Origin of the sequence: Dasania marina DSM 21967, from assembly GCF_000373485.1 — a bacterium.
In the GTDB taxonomy this organism is placed as follows: Bacteria; Pseudomonadota; Gammaproteobacteria; order Pseudomonadales; family Dasaniaceae; genus Dasania; species Dasania marina.
Map to the genome: position 1 here is coordinate 108,039 of NZ_KB891590.1, position 12,823 is coordinate 120,861.

At 45.9% G+C, this 12,823-nt stretch carries 13 protein-coding genes; 4 read left to right on the forward strand and 9 right to left on the reverse strand.

Annotation, left to right across the window (positions count from 1 at the left end; translation table 11 throughout):
• Positions 1 to 77 precede the first annotated feature (77 nt).
• Positions 78 to 2,972, forward strand: a complete 2,895-nt coding sequence (gene gcvP / locus B067_RS0118065; RefSeq protein WP_035802716.1) for an aminomethyl-transferring glycine dehydrogenase — start codon at positions 78 to 80, stop codon at positions 2,970 to 2,972.
• Between the two features lie 548 nt (positions 2,973 to 3,520).
• On the opposite strand, the gene B067_RS0118070 is transcribed toward gcvP, so the two are convergent.
• The 7 genes from B067_RS0118070 to merC form a co-directional block, all read right to left on the reverse strand.
• Positions 3,521 to 3,946 carry a hypothetical protein gene (locus B067_RS0118070; RefSeq protein ID WP_156820900.1) on the reverse strand — a complete coding sequence of 142 codons (426 nt, stop codon included), beginning with the start codon at positions 3,944 to 3,946 and terminating at the stop codon, positions 3,521 to 3,523.
• Between the two features lie 938 nt (positions 3,947 to 4,884).
• The gene (locus B067_RS20920) at positions 4,885 to 5,301 is read right to left on the reverse strand and encodes an ion transporter (protein ID WP_338031285.1); all 417 of its coding nucleotides are present in this window, start codon (positions 5,299 to 5,301) and stop codon (positions 4,885 to 4,887) included.
• Positions 5,285 to 5,689 (reverse strand): hypothetical protein, encoded by a 405-nt coding sequence (locus B067_RS20925; protein ID WP_019531507.1) that lies wholly within the window; start codon positions 5,687 to 5,689, stop codon positions 5,285 to 5,287. Before B067_RS20925 ends, B067_RS20920 begins: the two co-directional genes overlap by 17 nt.
• Positions 5,682 to 6,020: a winged helix-turn-helix domain-containing protein gene (locus B067_RS0118085; protein ID WP_019531508.1), complete on the reverse strand. Its 339-nt coding sequence runs from the start codon at positions 6,018 to 6,020 to the stop codon at positions 5,682 to 5,684. The genes B067_RS20925 and B067_RS0118085 overlap by 8 nt, the downstream gene beginning before the upstream one ends.
• Positions 6,021 to 6,218: 198 nt before the next feature.
• Positions 6,219 to 6,653: a hypothetical protein gene (locus B067_RS21510; protein WP_019531509.1), complete on the reverse strand. Its 435-nt coding sequence runs from the start codon at positions 6,651 to 6,653 to the stop codon at positions 6,219 to 6,221.
• Positions 6,654 to 6,989: 336 nt separating this feature from the next.
• On the reverse strand, positions 6,990 to 7,202 hold the full coding sequence (locus tag B067_RS22295; RefSeq protein ID WP_083921462.1) for a GDCCVxC domain-containing (seleno)protein: 213 nt from the start codon (positions 7,200 to 7,202) through the stop codon (positions 6,990 to 6,992).
• Entirely contained in the window at positions 7,199 to 7,606 is a 408-nt protein-coding gene (gene merC, locus B067_RS0118100) for an organomercurial transporter MerC (protein ID WP_019531511.1), read from the reverse strand. Before merC ends, B067_RS22295 begins: the two co-directional genes overlap by 4 nt.
• A 91-nt stretch (positions 7,607 to 7,697) precedes the next feature.
• Between merC and B067_RS0118105 the strand changes: the two genes are divergently transcribed.
• Positions 7,698 to 8,105 carry a MerR family transcriptional regulator gene (locus B067_RS0118105; protein WP_019531512.1) on the forward strand — a complete coding sequence of 136 codons (408 nt, stop codon included), beginning with the start codon at positions 7,698 to 7,700 and terminating at the stop codon, positions 8,103 to 8,105.
• Here the strand turns inward: B067_RS0118105 and B067_RS20935 are convergent.
• Positions 8,094 to 8,477 carry a hypothetical protein gene (locus B067_RS20935; protein ID WP_019531513.1) on the reverse strand — a complete coding sequence of 128 codons (384 nt, stop codon included), beginning with the start codon at positions 8,475 to 8,477 and terminating at the stop codon, positions 8,094 to 8,096. The two genes, B067_RS0118105 and B067_RS20935, sit on opposite strands and share 12 nt — an antisense overlap.
• Positions 8,478 to 8,720: 243 nt before the next feature.
• Between B067_RS20935 and B067_RS22065 the strand changes: the two genes are divergently transcribed.
• The gene (locus B067_RS22065; protein WP_019531514.1) at positions 8,721 to 9,533 is read left to right on the forward strand and encodes a PEP-CTERM sorting domain-containing protein; all 813 of its coding nucleotides are present in this window, start codon (positions 8,721 to 8,723) and stop codon (positions 9,531 to 9,533) included.
• Positions 9,534 to 10,122: 589 nt separating this feature from the next.
• Positions 10,123 to 11,472 carry a GTPase HflX gene (hflX, locus tag B067_RS0118120; RefSeq protein ID WP_019531515.1) on the forward strand — a complete coding sequence of 450 codons (1,350 nt, stop codon included), beginning with the start codon at positions 10,123 to 10,125 and terminating at the stop codon, positions 11,470 to 11,472.
• A gap of 136 nt (positions 11,473 to 11,608) precedes the next feature.
• Here hflX and B067_RS0118125 read toward each other — a convergent pair whose 3' ends face one another.
• Positions 11,609 to 12,769: an IS30 family transposase gene (locus B067_RS0118125; protein ID WP_019529719.1), complete on the reverse strand. Its 1,161-nt coding sequence runs from the start codon at positions 12,767 to 12,769 to the stop codon at positions 11,609 to 11,611.
• Between the last annotated feature and the right edge of the window lie 54 nt (positions 12,770 to 12,823).

Genomic DNA, 12,823 nt, shown 5'->3' on the forward strand with positions numbered 1-12,823 from the left:
AATCTATTACAACTCATTTCGATTTACAGATGGCTGCACGCAGCCATCACAGCACATACTTTTTGGAGATATTATCCATGCTTAAGCTCGATGCCAGCCTATCTGAATTACAAGCCCGCGATGAATTTATCCACCGCCACATAGGCCCCGACGCCCAACAACAGGCCGAGATGCTAAACCTGCTAGGCCTTAACAGCCTAGAAGAATTAATCGACAGCACCGTGCCCAGCAACATACGGCTTAAGCAGCCTATGGATTTAGCCACACCGCAAACCGAAGCCGATACCCTCGCGCAGCTTAAAGCCATCGCCAAACAAAATAAATTAATGCGCAACTTTATAGGCATGGGTTACCACCCTACTCTTACGCCTAATGTTATTTTGCGCAACGTGCTAGAAAATCCCGGCTGGTACACCGCCTACACCCCTTACCAACCCGAGATTTCGCAAGGGCGTTTAGAGGCGCTATTAAACTACCAACAAATGGTAATGGATTTAACCGGCATGGACTTGGCCAACGCCTCGCTATTAGATGAAGGCACCGCCGCCGCCGAAGCCATGACCTTGCTAAAACGCTGCAACAAAAAAAATAAATCCGACAAATTTTTTATCGCCAACGATGTACACCCACAAACCATCGCCGTAGTAAAAACCCGCGCCGAAACCTGTGGCTTTGAAATTGTGATGGGTGCCGCCGAAGACTTAATCGGCCTAGAGGTTTATGGTGCATTAGTGCAATACCCCAACACCTACGGCCATATTACCGATTTAAAAACCCTCACCGATGCCGCCCACGCACAAGGCACCTTAGTGGCCGTGGCCGCCGACATTATGAGCCTAGTGGTATTAACCCCACCCGGTGAACTAGGTGCCGATGTAGTGTTGGGTAACAGCCAACGCTTTGGTGTGCCCATGGGCTTTGGTGGCCCACACGCTGCCTACTTTGCCACCCGTGATAGCTTTAAACGTTCTACCCCCGGCCGCATTATTGGCGTATCGATAGACCGCCACGGCAACCAAGCCCTGCGCATGGCCATGCAAACCCGCGAGCAACATATACGCCGCGAAAAAGCCACCAGCAACATCTGCACCGCGCAGGCACTGCTAGCTATTATGGCCTCGTTTTATGCGGTGTATCACGGCCCACAGGGTTTAAAAAATATTGCCGCGCGCATACACAGGCTCACCACCATTTTGGCGCAAGGCTTAAACAAACTCTCTATCAATATTGTTAACGATAGCTGGTTCGACACCCTTACCCTTAACGTAGGCGACCAACAACAAGCCATAAACGAGCGCGCCTTAGCGGCCGAAGTGAATCTACGCTTAATCGACGGGGATAAAATTTCTATCAGCTTGGATGAAGTTACCAGCGCAGAAGACATAGAAATGCTGTGGGCGATTATCAGCGGTGCCAGCATAGACTTTAGCGTAGAAGAAATAGACGATGAGATAGCTGGCAACAGTGGCATACCCACGGCCAACCAACGCAGCAGTGAATTTTTAACCCACCCCGTATTTAACCAGCATCACTCCGAAACCGAAATGCTGCGTTATATGAAACGCCTAGAAAACAAAGACATCACCCTAACCCATTCCATGATAGCGCTGGGCTCTTGCACCATGAAGCTCAACGCCACCGCTGAAATGCTACCGGTGAGCTGGCCAGAATTTGCCAACATGCACCCCTTCGCGCCACAAGATCAAGCGCAGGGCTACCTCACCTTATTCGCCCAGTTAGAAAAAATGCTGGAACAATGCACCGGCTACGATGCCATGTCACTGCAACCTAACTCCGGTGCGCAAGGTGAATACGCAGGTTTGTTGGCGATTATGAAATACCACCAAAGCCGTGGCGATCACCAACGTAACTTATGCCTAATCCCCAGCTCGGCCCACGGCACCAACCCTGCCAGCGCCGCACTAGCAGGCATGAAAATTGAAATCGTCGACTGCGACAAAAACGGCAACATCAATTTGGAAGATTTAAAACAAAAAGCCGAAAAACACAAAGATGACCTAGCGGCCTTAATGGTAACTTACCCCTCTACCCACGGTGTGTTTGAAGAGCACATCACCCAAATGTGCGACGTTATTCACCAATACGGCGGACAAGTGTATTTAGACGGCGCCAACCTCAACGCCATGGTGGGCATAGCCGCCCCCGGTAAATTTGGTGCCGATGTATCGCACTTAAACTTACACAAAACCTTTTGCATACCCCACGGCGGTGGCGGCCCAGGCATGGGGCCCATAGGTGTTAAAAAACACTTGGCGCCTTTCCTGGCTAACAACCCAGTGCAACCTATAAAAGGTTTAGACATCAACAACGATGTTGTTTCATCCGCTACCTGGGGCAGCGCATCGATACTGCCTATCACTTGGATGTATATTTCCATGATGGGTGAGCAAGGCCTTAAAAACGCCACGCAAGTGGCTATATTAAGCGCCAACTACATCGCCAAGCGTTTAGAAAGCCACTACCCCATACTCTTTACCGGCCGCAATAACCGCGTTGCTCACGAATGCATTATTGATATACGCCCGTTAAAAGAAAGCAGCGGCATAGGCGCAGAAGATATCGCCAAGCGCTTAAACGATTACGGCTTTCACGCACCGACTATGTCATTCCCTGTGCCGGGCACGCTAATGATAGAGCCCACCGAATCGGAGCCCAAGGAAGAGCTAGATAGATTTATCGACGCCATGATTAGCATACGCAAAGAAATCGCCATGGTAGAAAACGGTGAACTTACCCTAGAAAGCAACCCCGTAGTCAACGCGCCCCACACCGCCGCCGAACTGGCTAACGATGAATGGCCACACAGTTACAGCCGCAAACTCGCCGCCTACCCTATAGACGGCATGGAGTTTACTAAATACTGGCCACCAGTTGCGCGTATCGATAACGTGCATGGTGACAAGAACTTGATTTGTTCTTGCCCTAGTATTGATAGTTGGCGTGAGGGGTAAGTTTTTTTGGGGTCGTGGAATTAAGTGGGTTAACGATTTAATGAAGTTGGTTAACTTAATTAAGTGGGTTAATAGCACTAGGGACTTTTCCGGTGCTATTAGCTGTAGTAACTCAGACGTAATCCGACATTTGAATGCATTAAGTTCTGATCAAATCGTACATTCTGCTTTGTGCGTGAAGCGGACGGTCGGAAAAAACAAAAAATCCACTGAATTCAGGCTAGGGCTTGGGGAAATTATGCTTAAAATAATTTCCCCATCAAACGTTAGAGCGTTAAAGTTTCATCTGACCCCACTAATCCATATTTTATAAGCTCGTTATCGTTTCTATAACTGGCAGTTTTTAGACTAAGTTTAATCAGCGAGTCACTTGTGCTGATGATTCCAACATTAGTATTTGTCTTGATAGAAGCACATGAACTCAAAATAAATACAAGGAATATATAGATTATAAATTTTTTTCAATTGTCTTTCCTTTTTTCGGTGGTGATGGCATCTAATGCAGCCAGCAGAGCCGCAGATTTTCCACGTCCTGCTGACTGGTGTTGTTACGCTGGAAGTTCTAATATACTGTAATTTTTGCGCATAGCAGAAACTATCAAGCCAATTAGCGTTTCAAAAATCTTCTGTTCGATCCATTCAGGGACGTACGGAATGTCGAATTTATTATTCAATCTTGTTCCAAGTACAGATACTAACTCTTCAGCGTCCGAGTCAGATATTCCATCACTTATGTTTTTTACCAATCCATAAATCTCATTTGGTAAGCTTTGATATAATAGCCGGTCGGCTTTTTTCACAGTCTTTACAAAAATAGTCTGCTCGGTTCCTTCTTTAATAAATGGAATGTCTATTTTATCATTTAACTTGGAAGCTAGAATTTCAACTTCCTCATCTGTTAACATCTCGATTTGATTGTCCATATCATTTTTTACGGCTTCACGCTGTGCCTGGGTAAGAGTAATATCAGTCATTTCGTACATTCCTTTATTGTCATTCCCTTTGTTGACTGAATGGTTTCGGGTTTAACCACTCGACTACGTAGCACTCATAGAAAACGCATATTTTTTGCGTCGCTTTGACCGCCTTTGTTAACCACTATGTACAAGCTCATTAACCCTGTGGCGTTGTCATAGTGGCACCTCATTCATGAAATTAAATAAAAATTAATGACTTCCGACTAAGAATTTCAGGGCGTATTAATATGTATGGTTAGTACAGGCATTAATTAAATAGTTGGCTGGAGTGATACAAAGGATTTTCTTACGGCTAAAGTTTGAACGCACTACTTCCATGACACGTCACCAAAAATTTATTTTATAGGCATAATAAAGAGGAAGTTTTTCTTAGGAGGTCAGGGCTATGATAAGCACGAGCAGCATTAATGATAAGCACTGCATGACATATTTACGATAACTACCGCCCCTAAACTTCCAGGTTAATATTACATTAAGGCCGAAAATGCTGCTCTTCTTTGAAAGTCATGTCAAAGACCAATTTATTATTATAACCTTGTTGCTTTAGTTAACTTGGATATAAAGTTGATAAAGGTATAGGTGAAAAACCTTTTACGATATGAAATTCCTGACTCCAGAAATACGGCAATAATTTTAACGCCTTTAATGGGTCAATTTCTGCTATACCACCTCAATCTACCCTCGTATTAAACGGAATAGATGAACGCCCGCTATGGGGCGCTTTGCGACATCTCCCTAATAAGACCACAATACCATGTGTGCCACCTAATACGGAGGAGTCACCATGCGCCAACTCACACAAACTCAAAACAGACCCCCACCCTGGAATAAAGTTACACAGATTTAGTTACAGTCTCTGAAAGCTATTTATAAACTGTAATCAAACGGGCCTTATGGCCCGTTTTTCATGTTGCCACTTGTAACGATTAACAGCACTATTCTTCTAAGTCACGAGCCTTTGAAAAAGCCGAAGCCACTAGCCCAGCCGGTATTGAAACTACGCCAAGACCTATAATCAAAATAAAGAAAGTGAACACCTTTCCGCCAGCGGTCACAGGATATACATCTCCATAACCAACAGTTGTCAGAGTCGTCACTCCCCACCACAGACTATGGAAGACAGAGCTAAACACCTCTGGCTGGACTGGATTTTCAAAATAGTAGATACCAACTCCAGCTAGAAATATTAGCGCTAGGGTTAAAAAGAAAAATACAACTAACTCTTCCTTAATAAGAACGAACGCTCTATGTAACCGCATTATCGCCCTACTATAACGAGCAAGCTTAAAAATCCTAACAAGCCGAAACATACGAAAAACACGTATTGAACGAAGGTCAACGCCAGAAGCGATAAAGAACGGCTAACCTATCTTTACAAATATCTGTAGCGGTTAGCAAAACTAGGTTCCCAAACTCTGTTTCTAGTTGTGCAAACTCGTGCACGGGCTCGTTTCCTACAGAAATTGGCCCGGAGGGGAACTCCAAAAAAAACGCTGTATCCGGGTGTTTAAAATATCTATTTTTCTCCGAAAACCCTATCTTCGCGAGTGACGCCGCCAGATTTCTTCTCTTTACATCATAGCGTTGCACAAAATCCAGATCCGTAGTTTGATACTTATTATCGCTATAGATAGTGACGCAGGCTCCGCCCACTAAGACCACGGCGATATCGTCCGCCAAGAGATGGCTTGAAACAAAAGCACATAGCTCCGCCGTTGTCATTTTGGCAATATCAAACACTTTGTATGGGTTTTCCTGTTCGGCGCGGTCGACGGCGATTCATTAGCAACTCATCCCTTATTGCAGGCGGGTAGAACTCAACGGCCTTATCTAAGAGCTGCTGTAATTGAGGGTATAAAGCATATTTGGGGTTAAGGCGATAAACTCTTGTTTTTCCTTGCTGCTCGGCATATAGCACATTCGCATTTTCTAACTTGTCTAGCTGCCGCTGTATAGACGTTAGGCTACCGCCATAGAAAGCAGCTATCTCCCTACCATAGCCACCACCTCTAGTATTGATATAAACCAGCACTCTTTCTGCTGACTTGCTGCCAAAAATAGCGTTAAACATATAGCCTTACCAACCCCATCACCGAACAACAAAATAAATCATGTGAACTAATATATAGGTCATCACAGAAATGTCAATGTTCGCCCCACCGACTAACACCTAATGACTTTGATTGTCGCGCCCCTGTCATAACCGCTCCTGATACTAGGCAAGGCTATTGGGGTCAGTGTTAGTTTTCGTAAACCTTACCCTGAAAAATTAAAGATCCTTCCACCAAGCTTTTATATCAGCCCAAATACCAGTACTGCCCTCTTTCACATCTTCAGCAACTTCACTGCTAGTGTCTTTGGTTTTATCCCAAACTTTACCGCTAGTATCCTTGGTTTTATCCCAGGCCTCTTGGCTGCCATCTTTGGTTTTGTTCCAGACTTTCTCGCTGCCCTCTTTCGTTTTATCTAGGGCTTCACCGCTAACTTCTTTGGTGCCATCCCAAACTTTACCGCTGGTATCTTTGGTTTTATCCCAGACCTTCTCGCTACCCTCTTTGGTTTTCTCTAGGGCTTCACCGCTTATTTCTTTGGTGTCATCCCAGGCGCTTTCACTGGCTACTTTGGTTTTGTCCCATAGCGATTCATCTTCTGCATAGGCACTAGGGGTTATTACCAATAAAGCTATTGCTACTCTTTTTAACATGACACACCTCATCACTATCAATTAATTAATAAGCCCATAGTACAATAATAAGTACAATAACAGGCACAATAACTAGTACAACAACATACAGGTCATTCGCACCATTATGAAAAAGCGGTAATTACTGAGTAAAAACGAGATCACCCATTAGCCATGCTGGTTCAGGTTCAGGTGCATGTTCATGGCACTGCGCCCCTTGGAGCAGCCCATACCTAATAACATTGATATCAGAGCAGAAACTACCCCTGTATTTTTACCCTATTCCCAACAACTGCTATTAAGTAAACAGCCAACACGCTCACCTATACCTCCTTAGGGCCAATAGGCGATAGGCGTTTACCCACAACAAGAGCTGCCATCCTGTATGGGAGGGCACTTTACGCTACCATAGGAGCAATAAACGCAGCAGTCACCCGGCTTTGGTTTAAGTACCTCATGACAGGCTTCGCATTCATAAAACCACTGGCAGGCATCCGTAGGCATCACCTCCAGATTTTGGTGGCCACAATTAGGGCAAGTGATTAAAGAGTTGGGAATGACTTTTTTCATTTTTTTACCTCGGCAATAGCACAAGTTTTATTTATTGGCCATATCAAATCTGCGACTGATACTGCCATCATTAATAATAAGGCTGTATAGAATAAGTAAGTGCTCCAGCCGTAATGCCACAGTGGATAGAGGGTTGCCAGTACGGCTATTGGCCCAAGTACAGACAATAAACCACGCCATTTATTACGATGTTTATACCAACCGTAGCTGTTCACCACTAGCGCTATAATGGCAAAAAGCGGTAGTAATATATTGATAGCAAGCCCCTCTAACGGGCTAAGAAAGCCAAGCCCAAGCGTGGCAGCCAATGCCCCTAAAGCGGGGAAGCACGCTGTGCAACTAAAAGCGGCGACAATCACCCCGCCAACACCAACCTTATCTATAGAACTTACAACTCTAGACATTACGCCCTCCTATTATTGACATGTGCAACTATTGACATAAGCAACACAATGCGACTATAAAACCTGTAGTAACTACAGGATCAAGGCCTTTATGACCACATCACGCACTACATACTCCAGAGGCGAGCTAGCCAAGCTAACTGCCGTCAAAGCTGAGACTATTCGCTACTATGAAAAGTGCGGATTACTGAAGGCCCCCGCAAGAAGCGCAGGAGGCCATAGAATGTACTCGGCAGAGCATGTTGGGCAGCTAAAGTTTATTCGTCGCTGTCGTGAACTTGGGTTTACCATCAATGAGATAGAGGGCCTACTTAGCCTGGCGAGTATTGGCGAGAAAAGCTGCCAACAAGTGCAACAAGCAACGACTGCCCACTTATCCGACGTACACAATAAAATAAAGGATTTAAAAAAAATGGAGAAAACGCTGAAGGATTTGGTTAAACAATGCGAAGGAAATACTGCACCTTCTTGCCCGATTATTGAGTCTTTATTTTCCTAGCTTCCTCGCCAACAGAGTCGCAAACTGCAATTGCGCGCCATTGTGCATAACGCCTGCATCTTCATTGTATTTAACCAACTCCCATCCCTTGTAAGTAACAGGCAACTGCCCTGCTGTTAGCGTAAAGGGTAATGGCACGGGGCATGGGTATTGTTCGGCGCTCATGGCGCACACTATCAAGTGATAACCGCCTGGCAGGGTATGCGCTTGCATATCGACGATAACCGTATCAACACCAGCGGAGTTGAGAAACATTAGGGCTACAGTGCAGCTAATAAAATAATAATCGTCAGCAAGCTCAGCGCTGTTGATGTCATATATCTGCGCCTTAACATCGGCTAAGCCTTCTTCGCTCACAATGAACTGCAGCATTTCAATGAGAGAGGGTTATGGCCTGTTTATGCCTACTAGGATGGCCACATAGCGTCTAGGCTCGCTGTTTCCGTAAAAAACCATGTCGGTAAAACTTACACTTTTTTGTTTCTTTTATTAAGGATTTCCTCTATCTCATTGAATAATAATAAAATAAAAAATACGGCCTAATAATTGCTATTTGATTGCAGGTAAAAGATTACAGGTACAGGTATGATTTTTAATACACAACGGAGATCTTCAATGTTAAAAACTTATGTAATGGGGGCGCTTGCCGCTCTGGTGCTAGCTCCAATAACAGGGCAAACAGCGCCTATTAATTTGAACGACTGGACGGCTGAATCTTATGATGCAGTGTCTGGCTTTGGCTCAGGCAGCTGGGCGGTAAACGGCAGTGGCGGCGAATCGGTTTATCAGTCTGTGAATGGCCAGCCAACTATATTTTATAGCGACTTCAATGCCCATGGCACAGATGTAACTGGCTCTATAAACGTATCCGGCGGTGATGACGATTACATTGGTTTTGTATTGGGCTTTAACGCTGGCGACTCTACTAATGCATTCGCTGACTATTTATTAATTGATTGGAAAAAGAACGACCAATATTACAATTTCGGCTCACCTTCAACGTCACCAGGCTCAACAGCAGAGCGAGGCTTGGCGGTTTCACGCGTAACAGGCGTGCCTACCGCTGATGAATTCTGGGGGCATTGGGATGACGCAGGCCATACCGGAGGGGCAGTAACCGAGTTGGCTAGAGCGACTAACCTGTCTGATACCGGCTGGGTAGCAGGAACTGATTATGAATTCACTTTTGACTTTGGCCCCGCCAACTTAGATGTTTATGTCGATGGTGCATTGGAAATTAGCATTACAGGCGCGTTTAATAACGGCGCTATCGGCTTCTATAACTTTTCGCAAGCTGCGGTCACCTATGACGCTTTCGATGTAGATACAGGCACCCACACCAACCCAGTTCCAGAGCCTGGTTCAATCGCTCTACTCGCACTTGGTTTGGCGGGGCTTGGTTTTTCAAGAAAAAAGAAAGCTTCATAAGATAAGTTAAATAAAATTAGTAAAACCTCGGAAATTTCCGAGGTTTTTTTTGCATAATACATTTGAAAAATTAAACCTAAAAAACAGACCTAGGTACGCTTATTAAAAAATAATAAGTACTCTCTAACACTCAACTTAAAACCAACCTCCTACCCCGCCTTCCTCGCCAACAGAGTGCAAACTGCAATTGCGAGCCATTGTGCATAGAGCCTGCATCTTCATTGTATTTAATCAACTGCCACCCCTTGTAACCCTCAGCTAACTGCCCTGCTGGCTCAGGTATAGAATATTGTCGCCATTGGATCACCCCATGATTAAGGCTCTCCATGGCTCAATAAGCTTGCAGCCACTACCACTGCACCATTAACAATCACCATGCACAGGATGTAGGCCGTAACGGCCATTTAGCCCGACAGCCCTAAAGCCATAACAGCCACTAAGTTTTTGAAGTAAGAGCTATTACACCGATACTCAGGTTCCCGCCCATGATTGGGTGTACACTGCACTACGCGTGTAGTCATTTCCAAAGCCTACGCCCCCTACTTTGAGAGCCTTTTCTTATGAGAAGTCAGCCTATGGTTAATCCTCTATGTTAAACCCTGAAAAACCACGCGCTCAGCGCGCACTGATCGTTGCCGTGCAATTGGACAACGTCAGCGATGTTGAATTCGAATCGTCATTAACCGAGTTGGCGGAGCTTGCCAAAACGCTAGGGATGGAGGTAGTGGGCCAGTTTACCCAAAAGCGCTCATCTTTCGACTCAACGGCGTATTTTGGTGTAGGCAAGCGCGAGGAAATACGGCAGTTTTTAGAGAGTGATCAAGCTGACGTAGATAAATTGGCACGCGATAACCCACAGGCTGCTAACGGCCCTATTGAGTTTGTTTTAGTCGACCACGAAATATCGCCATCGCAATCACTGAACCTAGAAAATGAGCTGGGCTGCGAGGTTATGGACCGCACGGTGGTGATACTGGAAATTTTTCATCGCAATGCCAGCTCACACGCCGCGCGGGTGCAGGTTGAGATTGCTCGGCTGAGCTATATGGCGCCGCGCCTACGTGAGGCAGCCAAACGCGCCGGGCCGCTTGGGCGGCAGCGTAGCGGCACAGGTGGGCGCGGCACCGGCCAATCCCGCAGCCAAACCGACAGCCAAAAAGTTCGTGATCGTATTGCCGAGCTGCAAAAAGAAATTGATGCCATGGAAGCGAGGCGCGATACCCAACGCTCGCGACGCTTGGGCAAAACGGGCTTAGCGCAAGTGGCGCTAGTCGGTTATACCAATGCAGGTAAATCCACCCTAATGCGCGCCTTAACGGATAGCAAAGCGCTAGTGGCCAACAAGTTATTTGCCACGTTGGACACCAAGGTGCGCAGCTTACACCCCGAGAGCGTACCGCAGGTATTGGTGAGTGACACCGTGGGTTTTATCAAAAACTTACCCCATGGCCTGGTTGCCTCATTTAAGTCAACGCTGGACGAAGCCCTTAGCGCATCGCTGCTGCTGCACGTTATAGACGCTGGCGACCCCGGCTTTGAAATGCAGCTAGCAGTAACCGATAAGGTATTAGCCGAGATTGGTGCCGATAGCGTGCCGCGTATACGGGTGTTCAATAAAATTGATTACCTAGACGATGCCGACGCACAGGCAGAGCGCAGTGCTGCGCTGCAAGAAAAGTACCCCGGCTGCATCGTTATTAGCGCGCGCAGTAAGGACGACATAGCGGAATTACACCAAGCTATTGTGGAATTTTTCCAAAAAGATTTGATAGAAACCGAGATATTTTTACCGTGGTCGGCACAAGAGTTACGCGGCGATATTTACGCCTCTTGCGAAGTGCTTGAAGAGCGCGCCGATACCGAGGGTGCATTTTTTCGCTGCCGCGCCGCGCCTGAGGTGGCCGCTAGGTTAAGTGAACTTACCGGCGATGCGTGTTGAGGTTGTAAGGAATAGGCCTACTAATAACGTTTACGTTGAAAGCTAACTATTCAATATAGATGTAAGAAAAAGGGCCTTAAGGCCCTTTTTTTATGTAGGTTCATTTTATTCCTATGGGCGGTTATTGACGGTGATCTCAAGCGGTCGCTGCAACACAAGTATTAAATCTAGCAGCAGGTGTTTCGTATTCCAATGTTTTTCTCGGCCTTTCGTTGAGTCGTCGAGCTATCCCATTTAACTTTGCTTGGGAGTGATCAGACAGGTTTGTTCCTTTTGGAAGATACTGCCGCAATAACCGGTTAGTATTTTCATTAGAGCCTCGCTGCCACGGTGACTGAGGGTCACAAAAGTAGACCTTAATATCTGTCGCTAGCGTAAATCTCTTGTGAGCGGACAGCTCACTACCGCGATCCCATGTCAGAGATTTATAGAGTTCGTTGGGTAACTTTTTTGATTGTTTGATTAACGCTGTAACTACAGTGGCTGTCTTTCTGTCTGCTACTTTCACGAGCATGACGTATCGCGAATGCCGCTCAACTAGCGTCGCTATATAGCTGTTGTGGGTACCTGCAATTAAATCGCCCTCCCAGTGACCAGGTACCGCTCTATCTTCAACGGATGCGGGTCTCTCACTAATGGTAATGGCATCTACGATCTTTCCCCGCCCTACGCCTTTAAGACTAGAATACTTTGATCTACGCTTAACACGTTGTGATCGCAGGCACTGAATAAGCTCTTTTTTTAAGGCTCCTCGCGCTTGTATATAAAGCGTTTTATAAATAGTTTCGTGTGACACGTAAAAGTTCTCACCTGCCGAATATTCTCTCTTCAACCAACCTGATATTTGTTGAGGAGACCATCCAGCTTTAAGTTTTCGAGCGACGATCATACTAAGCGATTGATTACATAGCAGCTTACATCGCTTTGGCCGCTTGGCTCTCTCCCATGCGACTTTATCTGCTCGGCTAGCCCGATAGAGGTCGTATCCTCCGTTACGATTAATTTCACGACTAATTGTAGACGGAGCGCGACAAAGCCCACTCGCTATCTCTCTAATTGATTCATCAGTCGCTATGCCTCTGGATATTTCCTCTCGCTCGGATAACGACAAACAACGGCTCGACCTTTTTCGGACTGGAGGTCGTATGCCACCGGTTTCAGCGATGATGTGCTCAATTGATGAGTGATACCTATCAAATAGCCGAGCTATATCGGCTAGTGAGTCACCTTGTTGGTAGCGATCCCACATTAACTCTCTCTGCTCGGCGGTATAATATATTCGTTTTCTTCGTTTCATAGCGACGCTCTCCTTAATTAAAGAATAGCGTTGCAATGACCAATTGAAACCACA

Bases quoted from the DNA above. Each gene is read 5' to 3' on its own strand.
- gcvP (WP_035802716.1), top strand. From the start codon at position 78: ATGCTTAAGCTCGATGCCAGCCTATCTGAATTACAAGCCCGCGATGAA.
- B067_RS0118070 (WP_156820900.1), bottom strand. From the start codon at position 3,946: ATGACTGATATTACTCTTACCCAGGCACAGCGTGAAGCCGTAAAAAAT.
- B067_RS0118085 (WP_019531508.1), bottom strand. From the start codon at position 6,020: ATGTTTAACGCTATTTTTGGCAGCAAGTCAGCAGAAAGAGTGCTGGTT.
- B067_RS21510 (WP_019531509.1), bottom strand. From the start codon at position 6,653: ATGTTAAAAAGAGTAGCAATAGCTTTATTGGTAATAACCCCTAGTGCC.
- B067_RS22295 (WP_083921462.1), bottom strand. From the start codon at position 7,202: ATGAAAAAAGTCATTCCCAACTCTTTAATCACTTGCCCTAATTGTGGC.
- merC (WP_019531511.1), bottom strand. From the start codon at position 7,606: ATGTCTAGAGTTGTAAGTTCTATAGATAAGGTTGGTGTTGGCGGGGTG.
- B067_RS0118105 (WP_019531512.1), top strand. From the start codon at position 7,698: ATGACCACATCACGCACTACATACTCCAGAGGCGAGCTAGCCAAGCTA.
- B067_RS20935 (WP_019531513.1), bottom strand. From the start codon at position 8,477: ATGCTGCAGTTCATTGTGAGCGAAGAAGGCTTAGCCGATGTTAAGGCG.
- B067_RS22065 (WP_019531514.1), top strand. From the start codon at position 8,721: ATGTTAAAAACTTATGTAATGGGGGCGCTTGCCGCTCTGGTGCTAGCT.
- hflX (WP_019531515.1), top strand. From the start codon at position 10,123: ATGTTAAACCCTGAAAAACCACGCGCTCAGCGCGCACTGATCGTTGCC.
- B067_RS0118125 (WP_019529719.1), bottom strand. From the start codon at position 12,769: ATGAAACGAAGAAAACGAATATATTATACCGCCGAGCAGAGAGAGTTA.